This window comes from Streptomyces sp. NPDC003691 (assembly GCF_053981115.1).
In genome coordinates this window covers 56,683-83,297 of record NZ_JBSFNQ010000011.1, presented here as the reverse complement: position 1 = coordinate 83,297, position 26,615 = coordinate 56,683, and the positions used below count along the sequence as shown (strand labels likewise).

Here is a 26,615-nt window from a genome sequence, read left to right as displayed (position 1 = left end):
CCCTCCCCGTTGGTTGCGCACTGTGCAGCGGACGGGCCCGCGCCGCGGGCCCGTCGACGCGCCCATTCTGCTATGCGCCGCGGGAGTCCCTCCGCGACCGTGTGCAGGAAGTGGGGAGGTTGGATGACGAGACCGCCGGATGGCCGAAATGAATCGTACGCGACACCCGATTCGCGGCCACCGCCGCATACAACGTGAAACCATCCTTTGCCCGGCATACGGGGCAGCCGGGGCGGGGTGAGCTGTTGGGTCGGGGCGGGGCGGGGCGGGCCCGCCGGGGATTCCGGGCCCGCGCCGTACCGCCCCGTACCACGCCGCTCTGTATGCGCCGCGCCGCTAGGGAATCGTCACGACGGCACTGTTGGTCTGGGGGAAGCTTCCGCTCGGCGGCGAGTAGCCGGCCGGGAACCAGACGGTCCCGACGGCGCCGGTCTGGTACTGGCCCGCGCTGTACGGGTACTCGGTGGTCGCCCCGCCGATGTAGTTGCCGTAGGTGGAACGGGTCCGGTAGCTGACCAGGTTGCCGTACCGGTAGAGCCCCACGGTCACACTGATCTGCTGCACGGTCCCGGTGCAGTTCACACTGGCGAGGCCCTGGACCCCGCCGCCGTAGGGGCCGCCCCAGTAGCGGAACGGGTTGCTCGCCGTGAGGGTGCAGTCGATGGCCGACTGCGCCTGTGCGGCGGTGCGGACGATCCCGGCCGAGGCCGCCCCGGCACCCGTCCGGTAGGAGGTGACCCCCTGGGGCACGGTGAACGTGTACTGCCCGGCGCGGGCGGCGAGCCCGCCCCCGTCGCCGCCGGGTGCGGCCTGGGCGGCACTGCCGCCGACCAGGGTGCCCGCCGCCGCCGTGAGTCCGGCGGAGAGCACCGCCACGGCGGTACGGAGCCGGGAATTCCTTTGGTTCGCAGCCATACTTCTCTCCCTGAAGACCGATCGAACACGGTTGCCGGAATTCTTTGCCCGGCGATGACCGCCGGAAAGGCACTCCGCCGCAGGATTACTGACGGCTTTCCCGGCAGGGCGATTCGCGCGCACGGGACCGTTTCCGGACCCGGTTTTCGGATCCGGCCGAAGGTTCCCGTTGCACGGTGCCGGAGGAGCAGAAGGGGGCGCCGCGCCGTCGACCGGTTCACGGTTCGGCGCGATTTCATGTTCCGGCGTTCCCGGAGCCGGCGTCAACACGGCCTTTGTGAATGTCCTGAAGGCGGCAGGGAAAGGGCTTTCCGGTAATCACGGCGGGCCTCAGGAGTCCCAGGCGTCCATCGGATGCCGGGCGTCCGGGTTCCGTTCTCCGTCCGGCCCGGCCCCGCCCCGGCCGGGCGGCGGGCGGAGTCAGCCGGGTCCGGCGAACGTCGCCAGCAGGACGGAGGCGAGGACCGTGGAGCCGGCGACGGCGAGCATCGAGAGCCGCAGCAGTCGCTCCTGAACGGACGGAAGCCGCTGCCCGGCGCCGCGGCGGGTCCCGGCCGGGACCGAACGTCGGGGGCGGGGCCCCAGTTCGGTGCCGGTGAGGGTGAGAACGCGGGCGACCAGGGGCTGCGGCCGGCCGCCCAGGACGAATCCGACCCCGGCGCGGGCGGCCGTCCGGGCCGCCTCCTCCAGATGCCGCAGCCCTGCGAGGCGCCTGCCCCGTCCCGGCACGGTCATGCGTCCGTACCGGAGATTCGCGCGGCCCGGTCCGGTCTCTCCGGGCCGGGCCTTCAGGACGGTGTCGCGTAGCGGGCGGCGAGAGCGGCGGCACGGTCGCGCAGGGCGTCGCGCAACCACCGCGGGGCCAGGGCCTCGGCGTCCGTGCCGAGGTTCCACAGGGCCCATTCGGCATGTCGCGCGTCCTGGAAGGTGACCTCCAGCCGGAGCCGCCCGTCGGCCTCGGTGTCCTCGGCGAGAACGGCGAGCGCGGTACCGGCCAGCTCCTCCCGCCGTGCCGCCGCGGTCCGCACCACCACGGCGACCTGGTCGCCGCCGGTACGGAACCGGTTGCTGCGCTCCTGCCAGGCCAGGTCCAGATCGACGCGCTCCGGCCGCCGCGCCGGTTCGGCGAGTTCCTCGGCGGCCAGGATGCGGGAGAGCCGGTAGGTGCGGTCCGCGCCGGACCGTACGGCCAGCAGATAGCCCTTGCCGCGTACGGTGACCAGCCCCACCGGCTCCACCGTGCGCCACTCCGGGGCCCGGTCCGCGGCCGCGTAGTGGATGCGCAGCCGGTGCCCGGCGAACACCGCGCGCCGGACCTCCGCCAGCACGTCGTCGGGCATCTCGTCGTCGTCACCGGGCGGGCGGCGGGCGAGCAGGTCGGTCTCCGGATCGACGAGGAGTCGCCGGACCGCGCCGGCCGCGGCGACCCGATGGCTCTCGGGCAGGGCGTCGACCACCTTGCGCATGGCCGAGGCGAGTGCGGAGCCCAGCCCGAACACCTGGGCGCCGCGCCGGGATCCGGCGACCAGCAGGGCGAGTGCCTCGTCGTGGCTGAGCCCGGTCAGCTCCGTCCGGAGTCCGGGCAGCAGCGCGAATCCGCCGTTCCGGCCGCGCTCGGCATAGACCGGGACACCGGCCGCGGACAGCGCCTCGATATCCCGCAGCACGGTACGGGTGGAGACCTCCAGCTCGCGGGCGAGCGCGGTCGCGGAGAGCCGGCCGTGCTGTCGCAGCAGCAGAACGAGGGAGACCAGCCGGTCGGCGCGCATCCGGAAACCCTAAGGGATACATGACAGAAGGTGTCGTGTATTCGCTGCGAGGCTGCTCCGCATGACAGCGAAGAACGTGGCCACCGAGCCGAACGACCTGGGCAAGTACTTTATCGAGCGGGCGAACGCGGGCGATGTGGACGGACTGGTGGCACTGTACGAACCGGATGCCGTACTGGAGTTCCCGCCGGGCAGCCGGGCGACCGGACACGCGGAGATCCGCAAGGTGTTCGAGCAGCTCGTCGCGGCGGCGCCGGTGCTCTCGCCGGGCCGGCAGCACCCGGCGCTGGTGAGCGGCGACCTGGCGCTGACGACGGCCGTGCAGACCAACGGGGATGTGACCGCGGAGGTGGCCCGCCGTCAGCCGGACGGGACGTGGCTCTGGGTCGCGGACCAGCCCGCGATCGAGCGGTAGCCGTAGCCGTAGCCGTAGCCGTAAGTACAGCCGTGCAGACGGCGGTGGGCCGGTCCGGCCCACCGCCGTCACGATCGGTCGTACGTCACGATCGGTCGTACGTCACAATCCGTCGTGCGTCACGATCCGTCGTGCGTCACGATCCGTCGTGCCGGCGGATCCACAGCGGCAGCACGAACCAGCAGAGGACGAACCAGAGCACCATCGGTACGACGAGCCACACGGCGGGACCGCCGTGGTGGGCCACCCGCAGCACCAGCACCAGCGCGGAGGTCATCGTGCACAGCAGCAGCACCAGCCCGACGACGGTCAGCCGGGCGGCCAGGTCCACCGTCCGGGGTTTGACCCGGCGGCCGGTGAGCATCCGGTGCAGTGCGACCGGTGCGACCAGGGCACCGGTGGCGGCGGCCCCGAGCATCACCGTGGCCGTGTAGATATCGAGGTCCGTGGTCCCCAGCTCGGTGAAGCGGGCCTGGAAAACCACGGTCAGCAGAAACCCGAAGAGGATCTGCACACCGGTCTGAGTGACCCTCACCTCCTGGATGAGATCCGCCCAGCGCCGGTCCGCCCGCTCCTCCTCCGTCTCCCGGCGCCCCGGTCCACGGTCACCGTCGCCGTGCTCCGTCTCCGTCATGGGCTGAACTCCCTTCCGGCCGCGTCCGCCGCGCCCATCAGACAGCCCGTCGTGGCGGCGGTCTCCTCCGGCGCCTCCGTGTCGGCGGGATTCACCGAATAGGGGGGCCTGATCCCGATGCCCTCGGCGTACGGCGTCCCGCGCGCCGCTCCGGGGTGACCGGAGGGCTGCCGCCATGACGGAAGGTGAGCATTCCGGCACCGTCGATGACGGCGGCGGGGAGTACGGCCGCGCGGTCGGCGGCCGGCATCGTGGACGCCGGTGGCGGCCTACGCCGGGACCGGGCGGACTACCCCTCGCCGAGTTCGGCGCGGACGCGCCGGGAGGGAGTGAAGACATAGAGGTCGAGCACCCCGGGCGGCTCGGTGATCCCGGGCCCGCCCCCTTCGACCCAGGCGGCGATGTCCCCGGCGGCGTCCCGGTCGTTCACCAGCCCCAGCCAGACCGGACGCCCGCCCGCTCTGCGGCCCTCCGCGGACGGCTGTACCACCACGACGTTCGCCTGATCGCAGACGTCGAGACAGTCAGTGACCCGTACGGTCGCCCCGTCCCCCACCGCCGCCCGCAACTCCCGGAGCTGCGCGGCGTGGTCGACGCCCGGAATCTTGGGGCTGCCGCAGCAGCAGCCCCGGCACACGGTGACGGTGGGCCGTATCGCCCCCGGGGCGGAAGCGGTGCGGCCGGCACGTCTGCTCATGCGGTCTCCTCGTCGGGGCCGGGCACGGTCCACCCGTGGTGACGATGATCGTAAAGCCTCGGACGGGACCGGACACCGGCCGGTCCGGCCCCCTCCGGCGTCTTCCGCCCCCGTCGGCCCGCTCCGGCCCGTCGGCCCGCCCGGCCCCGGAAGCCGGGCGCGGTACGGAGGACTACGCTGGTACGAGGACTCGGGGCCGTTTCTGGCCAGGAGGCGAAGGATCATGGCCGGACTGGTGATCCGCAACTTCGACAGCGCCGACGAGACCCGCCCCTTCGAAGAGGGCAAGGGCCGGCTCGATGTCCTCAACACCGCGGGCGGCCCGGTCGGCCGTGCCGTCTTCGAGCCGGGCTGGCGCTGGTCGTCCCATGTCAAACCCCTGGCGGGAACGGACACCTGCCGCGCGGCCCACACCGGTTATGTGGTGAGCGGACGAGTGACGATCGTCATGGACGACGGGGAGCGCGCCCAGGCGGGCCCCGGCGACTTCGTCGAGATCCCGCCCGGTCATGACGCCTGGGTGGAGGGCGACGAGGCCTGCGTCACGATCGACTGGACCGGATACGGCGACTACGCGAAGCCCGCGTAACCGCCCGCCCGCAAACCGCACGAACCGCGCCGGCCGCGGGAACCCCATCAACCGGGGAGTGACCATGATCGTCCTTGGTGTCATTCTGCTGATCGTCGGCCTGATCACGGGTGTCGGCGTGCTGTGGACCATCGGCATCGTCCTGGTGGTGATCGGGCTGATCCTGTGGATCCTCGGCCTGCTGGGCCATGCGGTCGGCGGCCGCCGGCACTACTGGTAGACCGGGCCGCCCCGCGGCCCCGCACCCGGGATCGACCGGGCGCCACACCGTACGGACGCGTACACGCCCCGCTCCGGTACGTGACGTGCTAGAATAAAGGCGTTGCAGTTGTGGTACCCATAGAACTTATGTGCGCCTGACGGGACTGTTTATCCATCGGGCGCATTTTTGGTTTTCCGGCATCTCCGGATGGGGCCTCTGCCTACCTAAAGGAGAATGTCATGGCTCAGGGAACCGTGAAGTGGTTCAACTCGGAAAAGGGCTTCGGCTTCATCGAGCAGGACGGCGGCGGCCCCGACGTCTTCGCCCACTACTCGAACATCGCGACGCAGGGCTTCCGTGAGCTCCAGGAGGGCCAGCGGGTCTCCTTCGACGTCACGCAGGGCCAGAAGGGCCCGCAGGCGGAGAACATCGTCCCCGCCTGATCGCCGGAGACGCTTTCCGGAAGGGCCCGCACCCTCGTGGTGCGGGCCCTTCCGCCTTTCCCGGGCCCTCCGGGGGCGCCGCCCGGCCGGGTCCGGCGGTCAGCCGGAGGCGCGGGTCAGCAGGCGGTCAGCCGGAAGGCACGGGTCAGCCGGTGGGCAGACCGAGGTCGGCCGCGACCGCGCTGGTACGGACGAAGACCGACTTCGGATGATCGGTGTCGCAGTACTTGTTCCCGGTGGTGACGACGCCGATGACCTTGCCCCCGGCGACCAGCGGACCGCCCGAGTCGCCCCGGCAGATGCTGTTCTGCGTCCCGGCGGGCGGCGTACCGCACACCTTCTTGGCGAGGGAGTCGGTCGAGTCGGTGAAGGGATCGCACTGGGCGATCGGCGAGAGCTTGAGCGACGCCGACTTCAGCCGGGTCGCCTGGGTGTCGCGGGCGATCATCCCCCAGCCCACGGCCTTGGCCGTGCTGCCCACCGTATAGAGGGCCTTGTCCTTCGGGCCCGCGACCGGCAGGGACGCGTACGGCATCGCCTTGTCGAGCGTGATCACCGCGACGTCGTTGACCAGGCCCCGCTGGTCGTACCGGGGGTGGAGGGCGACCGACCGGATCGCGCGGACCGTTCCCTTCGTACTCGCCAGCTCGGTACGGCCGCCGATGACCTTCATGGTGGTGGCGGTCGTGTCGTCGACGCAGTGGGCCGCCGTGAGGACCTTGGTGGGTGCGACCAGAGTGCCTCCGCACGCCTGGCTGCCGTCCGAGGTGGTCAGCAGCATCGCGTACGGATGGTCCGTCACGGTGGTGTTCTGCCCGTCGTGGATGGCGGTGGCCGGAGCGGCGGTCACCGCGAGAGCGGTCGCGGCCAGAGCCGAGGTGGTGAGGACGGCGGCGGCACGCCTGATGAGCACGGGCATGTTCTCCCTTTCGTTCCACGGCGCACGGCCGAACCTGCCGTGCACTCCGCGCAGCAGGACGGGAAATCCGGCCGGTGCGTTCCCTTTTCCCTTGCACAGCACACCGGTTGGCGTATCCGGCCGTTCCCGGGCGCCACCGGAACCGTCCCCTGCATGGGGTGCCGGAGCGCTCACTTCACCTGGTCGAACCGGCCCAGATAGCGGAACGCCCCCTTCTCCGCCCGGTACAGGAACGCCGAGGCCTCCAACTGGAGCATATGGGTGCCGTCCTGCTGGAAACGGAGGGGTTTGGCCACCCCTTCGTACGAGGAACGGAAGACCCGCTCGGCGACCTCGCCCGGCACCACGGAGGTCCGCGACCCGAACGCGCCGAGGGCGGCGGCGACCAGCCCCACCGCGTCGTGGGCCTCCGCCGACCAGCGGGCCGGTGCCGTGCCGTACTCGGTGCGGTAGGCGGTGGTGAACGCCCGCGCGGCCGCACCGGTGGCCGACTGCGCCTCGGTGTAAGGGGCTTCGAACACCCAGCCCTCGGCCGCTCGGCCGGCCGCCTTCAGGAATTCCGGCCGCATCGCGGGCTCGAAACCGGTGCGGGTGCCCGTGAAACCGGCCGCGGCGAGCGCGCGGGCGCAGGCCGCCGCGCGGACCGGTGAGGTCCCGGCGTACACGACGGCCTGCGGGCGGGTGGCCAGCGCCCGGCCGACCACCGGCGCGAAGTCGTCCCGGTCCGCGGCGACGAGGTGTTCGGAGACCGTGCCCTCGTCCCCGTTCGGCGGTGCCTCCTTCAGGCTCCTGGTCAGGGAGCGGGCCGTGCTGCCCGCGGCGGCGTCCTCGACGACGGCCGTGCGGCGGCTGTCGGCCACCCGGGTCAGATAGGAGATCACCGGGAAGAGGCGGTAGGAGGCGGGGGCCCGGACGGTGCACAGGGTCCGGAAGGCGCTGATGGTCAGCCCGGCTTCGTCCGGGTCGGCCGAGGCCAGCAGGAAGGGCATCGACTCCGCGGCGTACACCGGTGCGGCGGCCCGCGCACCGGCGGCGGTGCCGGGGCCGATCACCGCGCACACGGCCGGGTTCCCGGTCAGGCGTCCCGCGGCCGTCACGGCCCGTCCGGCCTCGCCCCGGTCGTCCTGGACGGTGAGGGCGAGCCGGAAGGCCACGCCCTTCCGGGCGTTGTGCCGGGCGACGGCGATCCGTGCCCCGCGCTCCTGTGCCCGGCCGGTGTCCGCGCCGCTGCCGGAGAGATCGGCGTGCAGCCCGATCGTGCGGGTCGGCACGGTGGGGCCGGTGCCCTTCCCGTCCGGCTCGCGGCGCAGCAGCACCGCCGCGGCGGCGGTGCCGGAGACGGCAACGGCGACGGCCGCCGTGCCACCGATGCGCAGCGCCTTGCGCCGGGTGGGCGGCAGGGCCACGGTCACCTGGAGGTCCGGTTCGGTGGGCGTTCCGGGCAGCCGGGGCGGCGGGTCCAGGGCCCGGGCCGAGCGCTCCGCCACCAGACGCAGGGCCTCCGGCGGCAGCCAGTCGCCGCCCCCGGCTCCCCCGGCGGCCTCGCACCACTGCCGGAGCCGGGCGGCGGTCGGTCTCCGGGCCGGGTCCTTGGCCAGACAGGCCGCGATCGCCGCGGCCAGCTCCGGCGGCACCGCCGTACCGAGCCCTTCGAGATCGGGCTCCTCGTGGACCGTGCGGTAGAGCACCGCGCCGGAGTCCCCGGTGCCGAACGGCCGCCGCCCGGTCGCCGCGTAGGCCAGTACGCAGCCGAGGGCGAAGATATCGGTGGCGGGGGCCGCCTCGCCCCCGGTGACCCGGGTCTGTTCCGGGGCGAGATAGCCGGGCGTACCGATCACGGCGCCGGGCGCGGTGAGCACCGTCGCGCCCGCGCCCTGGGCGATACCGAAGTCGATGAGCCGGGGGCCGTCGAGGGCGAGCAGGATATTGCCGGGTTTGACGTCCCGGTGCACCAGTCCCGCGCCGTGCACCTCGGCGAGCGCCCGCGCCAGCCGGGCGCCGAGCACGGCGACGGTCGTGGCCGGCAGCGCCCCGAGCACCGCCATCGCCTCCGCGAATGACGGGCCCGGGACGAAGGCGGTGGCCAGCCAGGGCGCGGCGGCCTCGGCGTCGGCCGCCGTCACCGGCACCACCCAGCGCCCGGAGATGCTGCCCGCCAGCCGCACCTCGCGGCGGAACCGGGCCCGGAACGCCGGATCCGCGGCGTACTCGGCACGGATCACCTTCAGGGCGACGGGTGTCCCGTCGGCCGCGCGGGCCAGATAGACCGTGCCCATGCCCCCCGTGCCGAGCCGGGCGAGCAGCCGGTGCCCGCCGAGCGACTCGGGGTCCTCGGGCCGTAGTGCGCGCATGCGTCGTTCCTCGCCGTCCTCGCCGTACCTGCTGCCGTCCCTGGTTTCTGCGCCGGTGCGTCAGGTGGGCAGCTCCAGGGGCCCGGTGTAGGTGAACCGGCCGCCGCTGACCGTGTGCCGGTGGACGTACTTCGCCTCCAGATGGCGGCTCTCGTTGTACGCGAAGGTCTGGGTCAGGCCCTGGAACCTGACCTTCGCCAGGGCGTCGCCCAACTGGCGGCGGCCCTCGCCCTGCCGGAGCGGGACGATCCGGTCGGCGAGCATCCGGATCGCGTCGTACGTCTCGGCGGCACCGGTCGGCGGAGCGGTCCCGTAGCGCTTGCGGTAGGCCGCCGCGAAGGTCTTCACCGGAGCCGCTTCGGGTCCGATGAACGGGGTGATCGCCTGCCATCCTTCGGCCGCGGCGCCCGCGGCCCGGGTGAAGCCGTCCGTCGCCGAGGCGGCGTCGAGGAACCGGGGCCCGGCGAACCGGCGCTGTCCCAGGGCCCGGGCCACCACGGCGGCGCGTTCGGGTGTGCCGGTGTAGTACAGGCCGTCGATGTCCCGCGCGAGCATGTCCGCGAGTACGGAGTCGGGCCGGGCCCGCTCGGGAACGACCCGGACCCGGAGGTCGAGGGAGAGATTGCGGGCCGACATCTTGGCCAGGAAGGTCAGCTCCCAGCGGGTGATGCCCCCCACCCGGTCGATCAGCAGCCCGGGACGCCGGGCGCCCTGCGCGGAGATCGCCATCATCGTCCCGAAGGCGGTGTACGGGCGGATCGGGGCGGCCCGGTAGTACCACTTCGGGGAGGTCAGCAGTGAGGTGTTCCCGGCGGCGAGCGACAGCTCGGTCACCGAGACCAGTGGCAGCCGGGCCCGCTCGTAGACCTCGACGGCCGCCACGGCCGAGGTGTAGCCGGTCGGGCCGACGACGGCCAGGACGGCCGGGTTCTCCGTCAGCCTGCGGGCCGCCCCAACGGCCCGGGCCGCCTCGCCCTTGTCGTCCACCACGTCGAGCACCAGGGTGAACGGTTTGCCGTCCCGGGCGTTGAACTCGTCCACGGCCAGCCGGGCGGCCCGCTCCTGCGCGATACCGTCGGCCTTCTCGGGGCCGCTGAGGTCCGCGTGGAGGCCGATGACGCGCTCCGGCCCGGCGGCGGGCTTACCGCCGTCGTCGCGCAGCGCCCACCAGAGGGCCGTTCCGCCGCCCGCCGCCAGCAGCGCCGTACCCCCGGCGGCCAGGGCGAGGAACCGCCGCCGGTCCGGCGCGGGCTGGTACACGGTGCTCTCGGGGGCGAGAGTCGGTTCGATGCCGGGCAGCGCCAGCATCGCGTCCGACCGCCGGGCGATCACCATCACCACCGGATCCGGCAGCCAGTCGACGGTCCCCTCGGGGGCGTCCCCGGCCAGGGCCGCGTCGACCTCGGCGGCCGCGGGCCGCGCGGCCGGATCCTTGGCGAGACAGCGCCCGAGGAGGTCCCGCAACTCCTCGTCCGCGAGGCCGGCCAGATCCGGCGTGTCGTGCACGGTGCGGTACAGCAGGGCGTCCACGGCGCCGGTGCCGAACGGCGGACGTCCGGTGGCGGCGTACGCGAGCACACAGGCCAGCGAGAACACATCGCTGGCCGCGCCGACCTCACCGGCCCGGGCCTGCTCCGGGGAGAGGAATCCGGGGGTGCCGACCACAACACCGGCGGAGGTCAGCTCGGTCGCCTCGGCCGAAGTGGAGCGTGCGATACCGAAGTCGATGAGGCGTGGCCCGTCCATCGCCAGCAGGACATTGCCGGGTTTGACGTCCCGGTGCACCAGCCCGGCGGTGTGGACCGAGGCCAGCGCCCGGGCCAGCACCTTGCCCAGGATCCGGACCGCGCGCGGGGGCAGCACCCCGCACTCCTGGACCGCTTCGGCGAGCGAGGGGCCGGGGACGAACGCCGTGGCGAGCCAGGGCGCGGCGGTCTCCGTGTCGGCGTCCAGCACCGGCACCACCCAGGGGCTCCGGACCCGGCGTGCGGTATCGGCCTCGCGCCGGAATCGTGCCCGGAACGCCTGCTCCTCGGCGTACTCCGGCTGGATGACCTTGACCGCGGCGAGATCGCCGTTCGCGGCGCGCGCGAGATAGACCACGCCCATACCGCCCGCGCCGAGCCGGCCCAGCAGCCGGTAGGCGCCCAGCCGCGAGGGGTCGGACGGAAGCAGCCGCTCCATCACTCACCGTCCTTGGCGCCGGAGGGCGAGGCCGAGCCGCCGGGCGCGGGCGTACCACCGGGCGCGGGCGTGCCGCCCTTGACCACGGGATCCCGGCCGAACTCCCCGCGGGCTCTGGCCTGCATGGTGGGCAGGGCATTGACCACGATCTTCATCAGCGCGTCGGTGTCGTATCCACGGCCGCCGCACACCGAGGCCGATGCCACCATCGAGCCGTATGTCACCTGTTGCCACCAGTACGGGTACGGCCCGCCGTGCTCCGCGCTGACGCACTGCCCGGACTCCATCAGGGAGTCCTCGCTGTACAGGTTGGCGGCCTCGCCGTGCCGGGCGGGCTGGGGCATCAGCCCGGTCAGCCGCTCGCCCTGCCGGAGTGTCTGTTCGTCGCAGTCCAGGGCCTCCTCGACCATCCGGGACTGCTCCCAGGCGGCATCGGCGGCGGTCCGGTGGAAGGTGACGGTGGCCGAGAGGCGGACCCGGCCCTTCCCGGCCGCGGCGGGAAGCTCGAAGTGCCGGGTGAGGGTGGCCAGGACGTCGCGGGGCAGCGGCTCGCGGTTCCATACGCAGTTGCCGCGGAGCACCGACCAACTGCCCGGGTCGCTCTCGTACGGCACCGCCGCACGCACCCCCGCGGAGAAGTCCCCCGGCCCGGCGATCAGTTTCGCGATCAGCTTCCGGGCCGCCGCGGGTGTCCCGGGCTGTTGTCCGGGATCCGCCGCCTTCAGTACGGCGGCGGGTGACACCCCCGGATCCGGCGAAGCGACCACCGCGCCGCCGGGGGCGTCCCCCTTGTTCCCGCCCCCGTCACCGGTACAGCCGGTCACCAGCACCCCGCACACGGCGAGGGACCCCCACCCCAGCCGAGCCCTTGCATACGTCACGATCCCCGCCCTTTGTATCGTGTCCGTCCGGTGTTCGCGGGTACGTGGCACGCTCCCGCTCCCCCTGCCGCACCGGTCCGCGCCCATAGCGATGCTCATCGGCGGTCCCATGGTTCCCACGCCTACCGAGAAGAATCCGGGAGCGGCCCGGCCGGCGGGTGAACGGCGGGACGGCGCCGTTGTGCCCGGCACCGGGGCACCGGCAGGATTGCCCCTGCGGGGACGCGGCGGCAGGGGCGGCGGCCCGACGACTGAGGAGCGGCATGGAGATCGGGGTCTTCCTCCCCATCGGCAACAACGGCTGGCTCATCTCGAAGAGTTCCCCGCAGTACCTGCCGACCTTCGAACTGAACAAGGCGGTCGTCCAGCGGGCCGAGGAGTACGGGCTCGACTTCGCCCTGTCGATGATCAAACTCAGGGGTTTCGGCGGCGAGACGGAGTTCTGGGACCACTGCCTCGAATCGTTCACCCTGACCGCGGCCCTGGCCGCCGTGACCGACCGGATCCGGCTCTACGCCTCCGTACCGGTCCTCGCCCTCCCCCCGGCGATGGCGGCCCGGATGGCGGTGACCGTCGACGCCGTCGCCCCCGGCCGGGCCGGTGTCAACATCGTCACCGGCTGGGCCCCCGCGGAGTACGCCCAGATGGGCCTCTGGCCCGGCGACGGCCACTTCGCCGACCGCTACGCTCGGGCCGCCGAATACGTCACCGTACTGCGGCAGTTGTGGCGGGACGGCAGGAGCGACTTCAGCGGCGACTTCTACACCATGGACGGCTGCGTCCTCTCCCCGCGCCCGGCGAACGGGCATATCGACGTCCTGGCCGCGGGCCAGAGCGGCACGGGCATGCGGTTCGCGGCCGAACACGCCGACGGGAACTTCATCCTTGGCAGCGGCGTCAACACCCCGCTCGCCCTCACCGACGCCACCGCCACCCTCGCCGAAGCGTCCCGCGCAACCGGCCGCGACGTCGGCGCCTACACCCTCTTCATGGTCATCGCCGACGAGACGGACGAGGCCGCGCGGGCGAAGTGGCAGGACTACCACGACCACGCGGACCTCGCGGCACTCGGCTATCTCACCGAACAGACCGCGACGGACAAGGACGCGGACGCCGCGTCGACGGCGAAGACGGTGGCCCTGCCGGAGGGCGCCGTGAACCTGAACATGGGGACGCTGGTCGGGTCCTACGGGACGGTGGCGGGGATGCTGGACGAGATCGCGGGGGTCACCGGGGTCAAGGGGATCATCCTGGTCTTCGACGAGTTCCTGACGGGCATGGAGAACTTCGGGACCCGGATCCAGCCGCTGATGAGGTCGCGGGGGGCGGGGAAGTCCTGATCCCCCGGCAGGTCCGCCTGCGATCGCCGTTCTCCGCGAAGAGGACTACTCCTCGGACTCCCCGCCCCCCGGGGCCTCACCCGTGTGGTGAAGCGCTCTCGGCGGACGGGCGAGAGCTTCGCCCGGCGCCGGCGGCCGTGCAACGGCATGCCGCAGGTACTCGTTGACCGTCCATTCCACCACCTGGGGCAGGATCCGCCCGAAGGCCTCCATGCTGAGGACGTCCCGGCCGGTGACCCGGCCGGTCTGCCGCTGGCCGGGGATGATCCGCTCCAGCCGTTCGTCCAGTTCCGCCTCGGAGGTCCGGCTCTGGGGGTCGTCCCGGTTCCAGGGCGTCACGACAGTCACCCAGGGGCGCGGCTCCGCGGCGAAGGCGGCCAGCCGGGCACACCGGTTGTCGTCCGCCAGGGTCCACCGGTCCACCAGCAGGATCTCGGGCTGGGTGGGAGGCTGTCCGGAGCGGGGAAGGGTCTCTTCCTCCAGGGAGGAGACCGTCGCCCGGTAGTTGAGGGAGCGAAGGAGATCCTGTGCCACCGAGGCGATCGGCCGGACGGATCGCGGATGGTACGGATTCCAGTCCTGGGGCCGTTTGCCGTAGTAGTCGGGAACGCGGCCTGCCGGGAGATCGTGGCGCGTGGGAGCCGCCACGGTCAGCTTCAGGGGCCTCGGACCGCCGGTGGGGGTCCCGAAGGCACTGGGAGCGCTCCAGCAGTCGGCGGGAAAAGCGGGAGCGACCCGGGTGGTATCAGCGACAGTGACGATCCGCTTGGCCAGCTCGTAGACGGCGGCCTCGTACTCCTCGGCGAAGATGCGGAGCTTGATCAGCCCGTACAGCCCGTCGGTGACATAGCGGTCCCCGAAGGCCCGGTGGTTGTACTGGATGCGCTCGGCGGGTACCGGCAGTTCCGCCGGTTGCATCGGAACCCACAGCGCGGGCACGATCGCCTCGGCAGGGCGGTCGCTCCCGGCCCGGCCGTAGGCAGCACGCCGGGCAAAGGCGGACCACTCCTTGCCGCACAGCTCGCTGGCGAAGTACCGCGGTGAGTACAGCGGTACGAACACCCTGCAGGTCGCCAGCGCCTCGGCGACTCCCGCCGACCAGCCTTCTCCTGAACGGACCTCCCGGTCCATGAACCCAGCCGGTGATCTCCCGGGCAGGTCCGTCATGGCTGCCACATGGTCCCAGAGATCCCGGAAGAGCCGCTCCACCCACATGTCCGGATCGGGTCCCCCCGGAAGCATGCGCGGGGTACGGGCATAGCTCAGGAAGAAGTAGGGCTGATGTTCCGTGGCTGCCATCCGCCTCCGGAACAGCGGCAGCCGCGGCATCGGCCGCCGCGGCTCTCGGGCGGCCGCGGCTTCCGGACCGGGACCGGGCCTGTCCAACGGCGCGGGCCGGTGCGCCGGCACGGCGGCGAAGGGGGTGGAGTCCCCGGCGATCCCGCGGTCGCCCGCCGGATCCGGTACCAGTGCGTGGAAGGTGCTGAGCGCGGCCGGACGGGCGGCGATCCAGCGGCTCACCGTCTCCCGGGTGCGGAGCCGGTCCCGTACCCCGAGACGGCGCGCCAGCGCCTCCCGTGCCCCGGGCCGGAAGACCAGAACGGGCCCCGAGCGGTCCATGGCACCGGCCGCGACGTCGACCAGCCCGCCGGTGACGATCTCGGCGACATCCGCCGTGGTGGCATCCGGTACCAGTTCCTGGCGCACCAGGTGGAGCAGGGCGGGATTCAGCCGGGAGAAGGACGAGCACAGCACGGCCAGGGACAAGGCCGGGTCGGAGGCACGCTGGACGAAGGACTCCACCGCGTGGGCACCGTCGGCGGGCGGCTGCGGGGGCAGGCGGCGGAAGACACCGGGCGCGGGCACCAGGACCGCCGGACAGCCGGCCGGATCACCCCGCATCACCGTACGGGCCCAGCGGTGGACCGCACGGGCCGAGAGACCGACCACGGGCACGGGCAGCCAGTCGTCCGGCGCGGGCGGGCCCCCGATGGGCGGGAGAGCGTCCAGTACGGGTGGCCGGGTGAAGCGCAGACGGCTGCCGTGGAGTCCGGGAGGGGACGGCCGGGTCACCCGGACCGCGGGCAGGTCCAGACCGCTCAGCCGCCATTTCTCCTGTGGGAGGGGGTTGACCAGCAGGGTGGGACCGGCGCCTGCCCACTGGTGGAGCCGCTCCCACAGCAGTTGTCCGCCGGTCCGGCCGGGTACGCAGTCGGAGACGACGAGCACCAGTCTGCGGACGTCCCCGGACGGTCCGGGCAATCGCGCACCGGGGCCGGGCCGGGTGTTCTCCCCGGTGCCGCCCAGGTCGGTGCCCGACACCCGCACGGTCCGGAAGACACCGGACCGGGTGAGCAGCTTCAGCAGTTCGGAGACGGTGTCGTCCCAGACCCGCATGGTGGGCGTGCGGTCGACCACGACCGCCAGGTCGAACCAGCGCTCCGGTGCGGAGACGAACGCCGGGACCAGTTCTCCGCTGCGGGCGTAGTCGGCGACGGTGGCCCCGATGTCGAGCCGCAGGCCGCGCCCGGCCGGCCAGGGGCGGCCCAGGGGACGCAGTGCGGTCGCGATCCGGCGGGCCCCCGGCAGCGCCGATGCCCTGGGGACGACGATTTCCCGCGCCCGGTCCTCGGTCTCGGCGGCACCGGTGTGTCCATGGACCGGCAGCTCCCGCCGGTGGGCGACGGGCGGCGGTCGTGAGAACTCGGCGCGGGTCTCCCGCTCGCCGGAACCCACCGGGGAGACCCCTCCGCGATCCGGTGGCCGGTCGCGCCAGCCGGCCGCCAGCCACAGCAGTTCGGCGATCCCGATGCCGTCGAGGTCCCGCTCCAGACCGTGCAGCGCGGCCACCACCCGGCCCACGGCATCGGGCTGCGAACCTCCGGCCGGCTCAGGCACCCGACAGATCCTTCATCAGCAGTGCGACGACGCGTTGCCGCTCCTCCGGGGTGCGAGCGGTGCCGTTCAGCAGGTGCAGGGTGCTGAGGAGCTGGTCGATGGCAACGCTCCCGCCGGCCGCGACCCGCTGCACATAGTCGTTGACCAGGGCGGCAGCCGGATCGTCCGCACCGGTGTCCGGACCGAGATGGGCCCGGACCACCCGGGTGACGAATGCGGTGTCCGGCTTCGGCATGGTGAACCGCACACAGCGGCGCAGCAGCGGTGCGGGCATGTCCTGCTCGCCGTTGCTCGTCATCACGATGAACGGGAACTCCGTGCACTGGATGTGTCCGTCGCGCACGAGATGGCGCTGCCCGTCGCCCCAGAGACGTACGTGCGCCTCTTCCTGGCCTTCCCTGAGCAGTTCGGTGATGTGGAACTCACCGCGCTCCAGCACGTCGAGCAGGTCGCCGGGCAGGTCGAGGTCGGCCTTGTCGATCTCGTCGATCAGCAGGGCCCGCGGCCGCGGGGCGGGCAGCAGCGCGGTGCCGAGCTGGCCGAGCGTCAGGAAGTCGTCGATGGAATCGTTTCCGGCCTCCTCTCCGGCGCGGGCTCCGGCCTGCTGGAGCCGGTGGGCGTGGATCCGGCCGAGTGCGTCGTAACGGTAGAGCGCGTCCGCGAGAGTACTGCGGGAGGTGATGTGCCAGCGCAGTACGGGGCCGAGGTCGAGTTCGGCGGCGACCTGTTCGACGACGGTGGACTTGCCCGTACCGGGCCCACCGGTGATCAGCAGCGGCCGGCGCAGGGCGAGAGCGGCGTCGACGGCGTCGGTGAGACCCTCGGGCGGCTGGAACACCGTGGCCTGGGAGGTACGGGGGAAGGTGCGCCAGGGCGGCGGCACCGGCAGCTCCGTGCCGGGCCTGGCGATACCGTCCCCGCGGTAGTAGGTCATGGTGCGGTCTCCTCGTCCGTGGTCCGTGCCGAAGGCACCGACCGGAATTCCCAGCAGAAACGGAGCCAATCCTTGTCGTCCCAGACGGCCCGCAGGTCCGCGAGGGCGTCGGGGCCGTCGGCGTCCGGGGGGCGGAGCGCATCGGCGGAGCCCCCGGTGCCCGGGGCGTCCCAGCGCTCCCGGTAGGCCCGGCCGAGGGCTTCGGGCATGGTCAGCCAGCCGGCGTCCAGACAGGCGTGGCGCTCCTTGGGAAAACCGTCGGGAGCACTCGGCCACAACAAAACCGGGGTGTAGGCGAGCAGTGTCTCCAGCAGGCCGGTATCGGATCCGGGGTGGTGGGTCAGGCCGATGCCGCGGGTGTAACCGCCGTTGCGCAGCCGGCCGCGGAGCCCTTGCCGGTCCCGGACGTCGTCGTGCGCCAGCCAGTCGACGGGAGCGCCGGTGTTGCAGCGGTCGATCGTCTCCCACTTCTCGGTGAAGGTGCTCTCGATGCTGCGCAGCACGGCATCGGGGGTGAGCCGGTCGCTCCAGTGGAGCCGTACGTCGAAGCGTGCTCCGATCCGCAGGCCGGTACCGGACTCCTCGGGGCGCCAGCCCAGCAGCAGGGTGCCGGGGACCGCGACGTCCAGTCGTTTCAGGGGCAGGGCAAGGTGCCTCGCATGGTCCAGGGCCCACTGGGCGGCCTCCTCGAGTGCCGTTTCGGCACCTTCCCGGTCGGCGCTGCCGTTCGGGAACTGTTCGCGGGCCACCGTCGAGCCGTCTCTCAGCAGCCATGCGTCGAGCAGGTCCGGCCACTCCCCGACGAGGGAGGAGTGCAGGCTGACGACGAGACCGAGGCGGTTCCCGGCGGTCAGTGCCCGTACCCGGTCCACGGCGTCGTTGACGACGGTCGGGGAGATCTGCACCTCTCGTGCCCAGCGGTGGAGTTCACCACCGGGGTCCTTGCCCAGGGCGTGTGCGAGCAGGGCGAGGTACCGGGCCAGGCCGGCGGTGCCGTCCGGCTCGGTGGCGGGGTGGTTGAAGGTCAGTTCGTCGACAATGGCCACATCGGTCAGGGCGATGCCGGAGGCGTGGGGACGGCGCTCGTCGGCGAAGAGGGTGCGCAGGGCGTAGCGCAGGGTGGAGGTGGTGACGTCCCCGCCGAGCCAGTCCCTGATGAACAGCACGGTACGGAGGGCCGTGTCCAGTTGTCCCACGGCGTGCCGGGCCTGCTCTCTCGCCCAGCCGGGCGGACGGGTGTCGAGTTCCGCGCGGCAGGCCGTAACGAACGGGAGATCGGCACCGGACAGGGCGATCGGCGGGTCCAGCGCCCCCAGGGCGTCGGTGAGCACATCGTGGGCGTGCCGGCCGATGAGTGCACCGGAACCGGTCGTGGTGTGGCGGACGTTGCGGGCGAGCCAGAGCGGTTCGGCCGGGGTTCCGTCGTAGTCGAAGCCGGTGACGCTCTGTCCGGGGAGGGTTGTCCGGAGCCGGTCCCTCAGCCGTCCGGGCGTGAGTACGGGGCCGGCGCCGGTGACACCGTCGCGCAGCGCGGAGGTGAGTGCCCGGGAGAAGGCGAGGTCGACGGCTTCTTCAGTGAGGGACGAGGCCATGAGGAGGCTGATGCGGCTGTTCCCATGGCGGGTGCCGGCCATCAGATCCGGTGCCCGGGGGAGGGCACCGGCGGCGTGGCAGGTGTCGATGATGCCGAGAACACCCGGGATACCGGGGTGGTCGAGGGCGTCGGTGAGCAGCTCCGGGACGTTCACCGAGCCCAGTCTGATGTCCTCCTGGGAATCGGCGCCCATCAACCGCAGACCGGTCGCGTTGCCGGGGATGAAGCCGTGCCCCAGCAGCGCGAGTACCAGGACCGCGCCGCGGCGTGCCGCATGGGCGGTGGCCTCCTGGACGGTATCGATGATCGCGCGGCTGGTGAGGTCGCCGTGGACCAGGCCGCCGTCCGAGGGCAGACCCGGCGCGCAACCGCCCAGCGAACGGTCCGTCAGTGCCTCGTAGAGGCCGGTGGCGGCCTGTTCCAGACGGGCCAGCGGGGGCATGGAGATACAGTGCGGCGCCACCACCAGGGCGTGGCGGACTGTGGTGGGTCCCCTCATCCGCCTGCCGACTCCTTGAGTGCCTCGGCGACCGGCCCGGCGACGTCGGGATGGGCGAGGTAGGTCTCGGCCGAGTGGACCCAGAAGCCGTCGGAGTCGACACGGCGGGAGCGTGGCAGGACGCCCGCCGGACTTGCGAGGAGGTCGTTCTCCAGGAGCGGGCGGGCGGCGACGATGTCGTCGCGGTCCCAGTAGTTGTCCCAGCGCTGCACGGAAGCGGGGACGGAGGGCGGCTGGGGAACCAGTCGGGGCGCGACCACGGTGCGCAGAGCGATCGGTGAGCCGAGGGTGACCAGGAGTGGGATCGGCGCAGGGGTCCGGTGCAGGGTCTCCAGCGCCACGACGGTCCCGAGTGAGTGGGCGACGATCACCGCGGGCCGTCCGTCGATCGCCTCCGCGATCCGGTCCCGGATCCGCTGGTCGATGGTGCGTCCTGCGGAGTCCGGCTCGCCGCGGGCCAGATAGCGGGCCACCTGCGCCAAGTGGTGGACCATCAGTTTGGGGGTGATCCATCCCGCGGCACCGGACCAGGGGCGCAGGGCCAGCACGGCCGTCGCGACGTTGACCGCGCGGCGCACCACGTCCATGCCGCCCTGGCTCTGGTCTCGCACGCCCGCCTCGGCACGGGCGCGGGCCAGAAGCAGACGCGACTGCCCATCCGGCTCGTCCTCCGCGGCGCTCTGCCCGCCGGCCCAGGCGACCAGGAGTTCCGCCAGCAGTTCCGCTTCGTCGTCCGCCGTGCCGGGAGCACCACCGGTGCCCTGGGCCTGGTCCCGGCGGAAAAGGTCGGAGTAGTCGGCGAAGACGCACTCGGCCCGGTCCGCAAGTTCGTCGGCAAAACGGGTGTGCCCGGCCCCGGCCATCCCCTTGGCAAGTGCTGTGCACCAGTTCGCCAGTTCGCGCTCCGGATCACGGGGGCCACCGATTCCGTGCACGAACACCAGCCGTGGAGCCATTGCCGCCTCCCCGTGCTCCGCTGCGTGTCTTGGAGCGTAGCAACGGCCGATCATCATTGGGGGCGTTCCGGCGGCATCCGGCCGGTGCCGTGGACTCCGGCGGGACAGCCGCACACACCGGGGCGGGTGGGGTGGAGGGATTCCCGGCAGCCGCTCCCTACCGCTTCCCGGGGCGGGGCGCGCCCGTTCACGACCGCAGCCGCAACAGACGGGCCGATGCGCCGTGCAAGCCCGCTCTCTCTGCCGGAGCCCGGGGAACAGGTGCAGTGCCCGACGATTCACAGGCCCCGCAGCACATACCGGGGCTCCTGCTTCCGGCTGGACCGGGCGGCAGGTATCACCACCGGGCGCCGCGCTCACCGGCCTCGCCCGCACACGGCCCGTCCGCCCGCCCGTCAGGAGGGCGCCACGAACCCCGACTCGTAGGCGGCGATCACGGCCTGGGTGCGGTCCCGCACGCCCAGCTTCGCGAGGACCGCGCTCACATGGGACTTCACCGTCTCGGTGCCGAGGGTGAGCCGCTTCGCGATCTCGGCGTTGGTCAGTCCGTGCGCCATCAGCCGCAGCACCGCCGCCTCGCGGTCGGTCAGCCCGGCGCGCTCCATGGCGGCGCGGGCCGCGCCGCCGCCGTACTCGGCCGCCAGGGACCGTACGGCGGCGGGGAAGAGCAGCGACTCGCCCTCCGCGATCAGCCGCACCGCGTGGACGATCTCCGCGGGCCGGGCGCGCTTCAGAAGGAACCCGTCGGCGCCCGCGCGCAGCGCCTCGTAGACGTACTCGTCGTTCTCGAAGGTGGTGACGACGAGGATCTTCGGCGGCTGGTCGACGGAGCGCAGTACGGCGCGGGTCGCCTCGATGCCGTCGAGCAGGGGCATCCGTACGTCCATGGCCACGACATCGGGGCGCAGTTGGCGCACCAGCGGGACGACGGCGGCGCCGTCCGCGGCCTCCCCGGTGACCTCGATATCCGGCTGGGCCTCCAGGACGGCCCGGAGACCGGCGCGGACCAGGGGTTCGTCGTCGACGAGGAGTACGGAGATGGGCACGGTGCCAGCGTAAGGGCGAGCGCCCCGGTACGGGACGGCGGCCTGCCCTTGCGCGAGCCCGCTCCGTGGGGACCGCCGAGGCCGAGGCCCGGCACGGGGTGCCGGACCCGTTCACCGCGAGTCCCGTCCTGGGCGGCGGGCGGCGGCTCCGGGCGTGGAGTCGCGCACGACGGGCACTGCGGGCACTGCGGGCACTGCGGGCACTGCGGCGGGACGGTAAGGCGGTCACCCGGGTCCGCTCAGCGGCAGGCCCACGCGGACCCGCCATTCGCCGTCCTGCGGGCCGGTGACGGCCTTGCCGCCCAGGAGCGCCGCCCGCTCCCGGATACCGCGCAGTCCGCTGCCGCCGCCCGGCCGGACGGGTTCCCGGAGGGGGCTGGTCACCTCCAGCTCCAGGAGCTCGCCGGTCACGGCGATCCGTATCCGGGTCGGGACCGGCCCCGCGTGGCGCAGCACATTGGTCAGCGACTCCTGGAGGATGCGGTACCCCTCCCGGGACACCGGGCCCGGTATCCGTGCCACCGGCCCGGTCACCTCCATGTCGACTTCCGCCCCCGAGGCACGCGCCGACTCCAGGAGCCGGTCGGTGTCGGCGAGCGACGGGCGGGCGCCCGGGGGCGCGCCGGAGTCCCGCAGTACGCGGAGTACCCGTTCGAGGTCCTCCAGGGCCTCCCGCCCGGTCTCCTCGATGGCGGTCAGCGCGCGTTCGGTGAACTCCGCGCTGCCCGCCGCCTTCGCCGCGCCAGCCTGGACCACCGCGACCGTCAGGGCGTGCCCGATGGAATCGTGCAGCTCGCGGGCGATGCGATTGCGCTCCAGCAGGTCTTCGGTGCGCTCCTCCAGGGCGGTCAGCTGCTCCTGGGCGGACGGCCCGAGAAGCCGCCGGGCGAGCAGTGCGGCCAGTTCGCCGATGCCCACGACGGAGACGGCGAGCACCACTAGGGGCAGCGGGGCGAGCGCCGCGGGCCAGTCGGCCCCGCCCGGCAGGCCGATGAGAGAGACCCGGCCGGGTCCGCCGGCGGTACCGCGGGCCAGGTCGACGGAGAGCGCCGGCAGATTGACGATCAGATGGCCGGTCAGCAGGCCGAGAACCATCCGGGCCTCCATCCAAACGACCGTGCGCCCCCGGTCGGCCCAGCTCGCCGAGGGGGTCGCGGCAATGCCGGAGACGGGATTCCGGTAGCCGTACGGGGTGAGCAGCAGCCGGGCCTGCAACCCCTCCGCCACTCTTGCCGCGGGGACGAGACCGACCAGTGCCATCAGCACGAACGGCACGTACAGGTGCTCGTCCATGACGAAGAGCCACATCGCGAAAGCAATGGTGCCGATGAGGAGATGGAGCACACGGGTGTAGGTGACACGCCTGAACAGCGGCCGGAACAGGGTGGGCATTGCGCCATCGTGCCAGCGCGGGCCCGTGAGCGGCTCCCCCGCACGGGGGAAAACAGAACACTCTCCAGGGGGAGCCGCATCCCCCCGCCCGGGGGATCTCCCGTCGGCTTTTCCCGGCCAGGCTTACGGACATGACCAGTATCGACGTCGTCGGAGTGACGAAGAAGTACGGGATGAAACGGGCCCTGGACGGCGTGACGTTCAGCGTGCGGCCCGGCCGGGTCACCGGTTTCCTCGGACCGAACGGAGCCGGCAAGTCCACCGCCATGCGCCTGATCGTCGGCCTGGACCGGCCGACCGCGGGCACCGCCACCGTCGGAGGCAGTGCCTACGGTTCACTGGCCGACCCGCTGCGCACGGTCGGCGCGCTGCTCGATCCGCAGGCGGCGCTGGGTTCACGCACCGGCCGCGGGCATCTGAGGATCCTCGCCGCCGCCGCGCGGATACCGGACCGCCGGGTGCGGGAGGTCCTGGAGCAGACGGGTATCGCCGGTGCCGCGGACCGCAGGATCAGGACGTACTCCCTGGGGATGCGCCAGCGCCTGGGGATAGCGGCGGCCCTGCTCGGCGATCCCCGGGTGCTGCTGCTGGACGAGCCGTCGAACGGGCTGGACCCCGAAGGGATCACCTGGATCCGTGAGCTGATGCGGAGCCTGGCGGCGGAGGGCAGGACGGTGCTGGTCTCCAGCCATCTGATGGGCGAGACCAGCGCCTTCGCCGACCATCTGGTGGTGCTCGGAAAGGGCAGACTCCTCGCCGACCTGCCGCTCGGGGAGTTCGTCTCCGCCTGGACGGTGCCGCGGGTGCGGCTGCGGACCGCCGACGGCGAGCGGACCCGGGCGGTCCTGGCCTCGGCCGGGCACACCTTCTCCGCGACCGGTGACGGGCGGTGGGCCGTGGAGGGTGCGCGGCTCGCCGATATCGGGGCACTGGCCGCCCGGGAGGGTTTGTCCGTTCTCGAACTCGCCGCGGAGGAACCGTCCCTGGAGGAGGCGTATCTCGCCCTGACCTCCGGTGAGGCCGAGTTCACCGCCACCGCACCCCGTACCGAAACCCCGGAGGTAGCACCATGACCGGCTCGTTCCCGACATCCGGTTCTCCCACGGCCACCGGCCCGGCGCCCGTCGGCCGGTCCGCGGCCCGGCCCGCCCCCGCCGAGGTCTTCGCCGCGGCCCTGCGCTCCGAGTGGCTGAAGATCGTCACCGTCCGGTCGCTCGGCGCGGCCCTGGGCCTGGTCTTCGTGGCGACGGCCGGCTTCACGGTACTCGCCAACGCGACCCTGTCCGCGGAAGCGCGCACCGAGGACGGTTTCGACCCGCTGTACGCGTCGTTCGCGGGTCTGGCCATGGGGCAGGTCGCCGCCATCTGCTTCGGTGCGATGACGGTCGCCGCGGAGTACCGCGCCGGAGGGATAGGCCTCTCGCTCGTGGCGGTCCCCCGCCGCGGTGTGCTGTACGCGGCCAAGCTCACCGTCATCGGGATATCCGCCCTGCTGGTGGGCCTCGCCACCAGTGTGGTCTGCTTCTTCGCCACGCAGTCCGCCCTCGGTGCCGAAGGGGTCGGAGTCCTCTCGCCGGGCGCGCCCCGGGCGATCGTCGGCGGCGGCCTCTATCTGGCCCTGATCACCGTTTTCGCCGCGGCCCTCACCTTCCTGCTGCGCAGCGGCCCCCTGACGATGGGGATTCTGATCCCCTTTCTGATCATGGTCTCGTTCATCCTCGGCGGCCCGGGCGAGACCGGCTTCCTGGAGTTCCTCCCCGACCACGCGGGCCAGCAGATGCTCCTCCAGGACCCGTCCGGCACCCTCGGCCCCTGGGGCGGGCTGGGCGTTCAGGCCCTCTGGACGGCCGCGGCGGTCTGGGCGGGCCGGGTCGGACTGCTCCGCCGGGACGCCTGACCGGGGCCACGGCACCGGGGGCTGCGCGCGGACCGCCGAAACCGGCCTCCCACATGACCGAAAGCGTGCCTCGACCCTGCCGCGGCTTCGTGTTTGCATACCTCTCTGGCTCTTTGGCAGGAAACCAGGGGAAATTCCGTGTCTCTTTTCCAGGGGGAAGAATGAGGGGAAACGCGAAGCCGGGCACCGCCGGGCGGGCACGAGCCGCCCTGAGCACGGCGGTCGCGGTCTGCGCGGTCGCGCTGGCGCTGCCGGGCGCCGCCCGGGCGGCCGAGCCCGTATCGGACGCCCGCGTCACCGCCGTGGAGAGGATCAGCGTCGCGGCCGGCGGCGTCCAGGCCGACGACAGGTCCGCCGACGCCTCGATCACACCCGACGGGCGGCGCATCGTCTTCTCGTCGTGGGCGAAGAACCTCAGGCCCGGCAACACGGCCGTGGGCAATATGGTGTACGTCCGCGACCAGCAGACCGGACAGACCACCCGGCACGGTTCCGATGCCCCGCTGAAGCCCCCGGTGATCAGCGCCGACGGGGGGTACGTGGGCTACCCGGTGCAGTGGATGAACAGCGAGCTGATCCGTCTGTACCAGGTGAGCACGGGAAGCTCGATCGGCCAGAGCTGTTCCGCCTACAACTGCGAACTGTCGCTGGGGGCGAACGGACTACACCTGGCCTACAGCATCCGTTTCCGGCCGCCGGAGCCGAACCAGCGGATCGACGTCGTCGACTGGGAAACCAACATCAGGTACACCATCGACGTCATCCACAACACCGAACCGTCCGCACCGTCCCTCAGCGACGACGGCGGGCATCTCGCCTACCAGGACGGCGGCACCAAGGACGTCTTCGTCTGGGACCGGGCCGACGGCACCCCCGCCGGCCCCATCGAGGGCCCGTCCAAGGCCGCGACGCTCGTCCAGCTCAGCGACGACGGCAGCAAGGTCGTCTATCTCTCCGGCTCCGACACCTACGTCTACGACACGGCCTCGGGCACCACCCGGACGGTGCCGAACGTCAAGGGTGTCGCCATCGACCCCACCGGCCAGTACCTTCTGTACGCCCCGCACACCACGACCGGCCCTGCTCTCGTCCTGCGAGACCTGCGGACGGACACCGACGAGATCGTCTCGGCCCGGCCCGCCTCGGCCGGCATCGACGCGGTCAGCTCCGGCGGCCGGGACGTGGTCTTCCAGTCCGCGGCCGACGACATCGTCCCCGGCGACACCAACGGCAAGCCGGACGTCTTCCTCCGCACCTTCCGCTGACCACTCCGCCCGGCGCCGCGGGACGGCACTCCCGCGGCGCCGGGCCGCGGGACTTCCCCGGCCACCGCTCGAAGGCCGGGCCGTCGGCGCGGTCCGGGGCCGGCCTCCCCGCCCCTGCCATGACCGCCGTCGGCGTCGTACGTCATGAGGAGCCCGGCCTCGACGGCACGGCGGCTCCCGGCCCGGCGCGAGGCCGCACCGACGGCCCTGCGGAGGTTCAGCGGGCGGGGGTCTCCCGTACCGGGTGCTTGCTCAGGATCGAGACCCGGTTGAAGGCGTTGATCGTGATCGCCACCCAGACCACGGCGGCGATCTCCTCGTCGTTGAGCACCTGCCCCGCCTCCGCGTACGCCCGCTCCTGGGCGAGGGCGTCGGCAGGGTGGGTGGTGGCCTCGGCCAGGGCGAGGGACGCGCGCTCCCGGGCAGTGAAGAGCTCCGTATCCCGCCAGGCCGGAAGCACCCCGAGACGCCGTGTGGATTCCCCGGCGCGCAGCGCGGCCCGGGTGTGGACGTCGAGGCAGAAGGCGCAGCCGTTGAGCTGGGACACACGGAGGTTGACCAGCTCCACCAGGATCCGGTCCAGGCCGGCCTCGGCGGCCGTCGTACGGACCACGTCGGCGGTCCCGACCAGCGCCTGATAGGCGGCGGGGCTCTGCTTGTCGAGGTAGATCCGCCTCTTGGGCCGGTGGGCCGCCGCGGCCTGTGCGGTCTCGGTCACCTGTGTCCTCCGTCTGCCGTCCCGGGTTGTCTTCGGATCTATGATCACCCATAATTGTTGAAAACAAAACTACTTTG

24 protein-coding genes are annotated in these 26,615 nt (G+C 72.6%); 8 read left to right on the top strand and 16 right to left on the bottom strand.

Annotated features, from left to right (window positions below; all coding sequences use genetic code 11):
* Positions 1–336: 336 nt before the first annotated feature.
* The 3 genes from ACWDR0_RS08110 to ACWDR0_RS08100 form a co-directional block, all read right to left on the bottom strand.
* On the bottom strand, positions 337–915 hold the full coding sequence (locus ACWDR0_RS08110) for a hypothetical protein (RefSeq protein WP_456350820.1): 579 nt from the start codon (positions 913–915) through the stop codon (positions 337–339).
* A gap of 420 nt (positions 916–1,335) precedes the next feature.
* Positions 1,336–1,650 (bottom strand): hypothetical protein, encoded by a 315-nt coding sequence (locus ACWDR0_RS08105; RefSeq protein WP_456350819.1) that lies wholly within the window; start codon positions 1,648–1,650, stop codon positions 1,336–1,338.
* A gap of 53 nt (positions 1,651–1,703) precedes the next feature.
* The gene (locus ACWDR0_RS08100) at positions 1,704–2,684 is read right to left on the bottom strand and encodes a helix-turn-helix transcriptional regulator (RefSeq protein WP_456350818.1); all 981 of its coding nucleotides are present in this window, start codon (positions 2,682–2,684) and stop codon (positions 1,704–1,706) included.
* 61 nt (positions 2,685–2,745) lie between these two features.
* Here ACWDR0_RS08100 and ACWDR0_RS08095 point away from each other — a divergent pair, with 61 nt between their 5' ends.
* Entirely contained in the window at positions 2,746–3,099 is a 354-nt protein-coding gene (locus ACWDR0_RS08095) for a YybH family protein (RefSeq protein ID WP_456350817.1), read from the top strand.
* Between the two features lie 136 nt (positions 3,100–3,235).
* Here ACWDR0_RS08095 and ACWDR0_RS08090 read toward each other — a convergent pair whose 3' ends face one another.
* Together ACWDR0_RS08090 and ACWDR0_RS08085 are read right to left on the bottom strand one after the other, a co-directional pair.
* On the bottom strand, positions 3,236–3,733 hold the full coding sequence (locus ACWDR0_RS08090; protein WP_456350816.1) for a DUF6328 family protein: 498 nt from the start codon (positions 3,731–3,733) through the stop codon (positions 3,236–3,238).
* A 289-nt stretch (positions 3,734–4,022) separates the two neighbouring features.
* Positions 4,023–4,430, bottom strand: a complete 408-nt coding sequence (locus ACWDR0_RS08085) for a (2Fe-2S) ferredoxin domain-containing protein (RefSeq protein ID WP_456350815.1) — start codon at positions 4,428–4,430, stop codon at positions 4,023–4,025.
* Positions 4,431–4,653: 223 nt separating this feature from the next.
* Here ACWDR0_RS08085 and ACWDR0_RS08080 point away from each other — a divergent pair, with 223 nt between their 5' ends.
* The 3 genes from ACWDR0_RS08080 (at position 4,654) to ACWDR0_RS08070 (ending at position 5,664) form a co-directional block, all read left to right on the top strand.
* Positions 4,654–5,019, top strand: coding sequence for a cupin domain-containing protein (locus ACWDR0_RS08080; RefSeq protein WP_456350814.1), 366 nt, complete (start codon positions 4,654–4,656; stop codon positions 5,017–5,019).
* Between the two features lie 64 nt (positions 5,020–5,083).
* Positions 5,084–5,239 (top strand): DUF6131 family protein, encoded by a 156-nt coding sequence (locus tag ACWDR0_RS08075; RefSeq protein WP_456350813.1) that lies wholly within the window; start codon positions 5,084–5,086, stop codon positions 5,237–5,239.
* Between the two features lie 221 nt (positions 5,240–5,460).
* Positions 5,461–5,664: a cold-shock protein gene (locus tag ACWDR0_RS08070; protein ID WP_007502648.1), complete on the top strand. Its 204-nt coding sequence runs from the start codon at positions 5,461–5,463 to the stop codon at positions 5,662–5,664.
* Positions 5,665–5,809: 145 nt separating this feature from the next.
* Here the strand turns inward: ACWDR0_RS08070 and ACWDR0_RS08065 are convergent, their stop codons facing one another.
* The 4 genes from ACWDR0_RS08065 to ACWDR0_RS08050 form a co-directional block, all read right to left on the bottom strand.
* On the bottom strand, positions 5,810–6,583 hold the full coding sequence (locus ACWDR0_RS08065; RefSeq protein WP_456350812.1) for a S1 family peptidase: 774 nt from the start codon (positions 6,581–6,583) through the stop codon (positions 5,810–5,812).
* 170 nt (positions 6,584–6,753) lie between these two features.
* The gene (locus ACWDR0_RS08060) at positions 6,754–8,934 is read right to left on the bottom strand and encodes a bifunctional serine/threonine-protein kinase/ABC transporter substrate-binding protein (RefSeq protein WP_456350811.1); all 2,181 of its coding nucleotides are present in this window, start codon (positions 8,932–8,934) and stop codon (positions 6,754–6,756) included.
* Between the two features lie 60 nt (positions 8,935–8,994).
* Positions 8,995–11,118, bottom strand: coding sequence for a bifunctional serine/threonine-protein kinase/ABC transporter substrate-binding protein (locus ACWDR0_RS08055; RefSeq protein ID WP_456350810.1), 2,124 nt, complete (start codon positions 11,116–11,118; stop codon positions 8,995–8,997).
* The gene (locus ACWDR0_RS08050) at positions 11,118–11,999 is read right to left on the bottom strand and encodes a hypothetical protein (RefSeq protein ID WP_456350809.1); all 882 of its coding nucleotides are present in this window, start codon (positions 11,997–11,999) and stop codon (positions 11,118–11,120) included. The genes ACWDR0_RS08055 and ACWDR0_RS08050 overlap by 1 nt, the downstream gene beginning before the upstream one ends.
* Positions 12,000–12,262: 263 nt before the next feature.
* Here ACWDR0_RS08050 and rutA point away from each other — a divergent pair, with 263 nt between their 5' ends.
* A complete protein-coding gene (gene rutA / locus ACWDR0_RS08045; RefSeq protein ID WP_456350808.1) occupies positions 12,263–13,339 on the top strand; it encodes a pyrimidine utilization protein A in 1,077 nt (358 codons plus the stop codon).
* A gap of 45 nt (positions 13,340–13,384) precedes the next feature.
* Here rutA and ACWDR0_RS08040 read toward each other — a convergent pair whose 3' ends face one another.
* The 6 genes from ACWDR0_RS08040 to ACWDR0_RS08015 form a co-directional block, all read right to left on the bottom strand.
* Positions 13,385–16,237, bottom strand: a complete 2,853-nt coding sequence (locus ACWDR0_RS08040) for a TIR-like protein FxsC (RefSeq protein WP_456350807.1) — start codon at positions 16,235–16,237, stop codon at positions 13,385–13,387.
* The gene (locus ACWDR0_RS08035) at positions 16,230–17,171 is read right to left on the bottom strand and encodes an AAA family ATPase (protein WP_456350806.1); all 942 of its coding nucleotides are present in this window, start codon (positions 17,169–17,171) and stop codon (positions 16,230–16,232) included. Before ACWDR0_RS08035 ends, ACWDR0_RS08040 begins: the two co-directional genes overlap by 8 nt.
* Positions 17,168–19,264, bottom strand: coding sequence for a vWA-MoxR associated conflict system protein (locus ACWDR0_RS08030; RefSeq protein WP_456350805.1), 2,097 nt, complete (start codon positions 19,262–19,264; stop codon positions 17,168–17,170). Before ACWDR0_RS08030 ends, ACWDR0_RS08035 begins: the two co-directional genes overlap by 4 nt.
* Complete coding sequence (locus ACWDR0_RS08025; protein WP_456350804.1) at positions 19,261–20,220, bottom strand: hypothetical protein; 960 nt, start codon at positions 20,218–20,220, stop codon at positions 19,261–19,263. The genes ACWDR0_RS08030 and ACWDR0_RS08025 overlap by 4 nt, the downstream gene beginning before the upstream one ends.
* 395 nt (positions 20,221–20,615) lie before the next feature.
* Positions 20,616–21,266, bottom strand: coding sequence for a response regulator (locus tag ACWDR0_RS08020; protein WP_456350803.1), 651 nt, complete (start codon positions 21,264–21,266; stop codon positions 20,616–20,618).
* A gap of 225 nt (positions 21,267–21,491) precedes the next feature.
* On the bottom strand, positions 21,492–22,658 hold the full coding sequence (locus ACWDR0_RS08015; RefSeq protein ID WP_456350802.1) for a sensor histidine kinase: 1,167 nt from the start codon (positions 22,656–22,658) through the stop codon (positions 21,492–21,494).
* A 131-nt stretch (positions 22,659–22,789) separates the two neighbouring features.
* Between ACWDR0_RS08015 and ACWDR0_RS08010 the strand changes: the two genes are divergently transcribed.
* The 3 genes from ACWDR0_RS08010 (at position 22,790) to ACWDR0_RS08000 (ending at position 25,820) form a co-directional block, all read left to right on the top strand.
* Positions 22,790–23,731, top strand: a complete 942-nt coding sequence (locus tag ACWDR0_RS08010; RefSeq protein WP_456350801.1) for an ATP-binding cassette domain-containing protein — start codon at positions 22,790–22,792, stop codon at positions 23,729–23,731.
* Positions 23,728–24,555, top strand: coding sequence for an ABC transporter permease (locus ACWDR0_RS08005; RefSeq protein WP_456350800.1), 828 nt, complete (start codon positions 23,728–23,730; stop codon positions 24,553–24,555). Before ACWDR0_RS08010 ends, ACWDR0_RS08005 begins: the two co-directional genes overlap by 4 nt.
* Positions 24,556–24,716: 161 nt before the next feature.
* The gene (locus ACWDR0_RS08000) at positions 24,717–25,820 is read left to right on the top strand and encodes a TolB family protein (protein ID WP_456350799.1); all 1,104 of its coding nucleotides are present in this window, start codon (positions 24,717–24,719) and stop codon (positions 25,818–25,820) included.
* Positions 25,821–26,037: 217 nt separating this feature from the next.
* On the opposite strand, the gene ACWDR0_RS07995 is transcribed toward ACWDR0_RS08000, so the two are convergent.
* Positions 26,038–26,538 carry a carboxymuconolactone decarboxylase family protein gene (locus ACWDR0_RS07995; RefSeq protein ID WP_456350798.1) on the bottom strand — a complete coding sequence of 167 codons (501 nt, stop codon included), beginning with the start codon at positions 26,536–26,538 and terminating at the stop codon, positions 26,038–26,040.
* Positions 26,539–26,615: the final 77 nt, after the last annotated feature.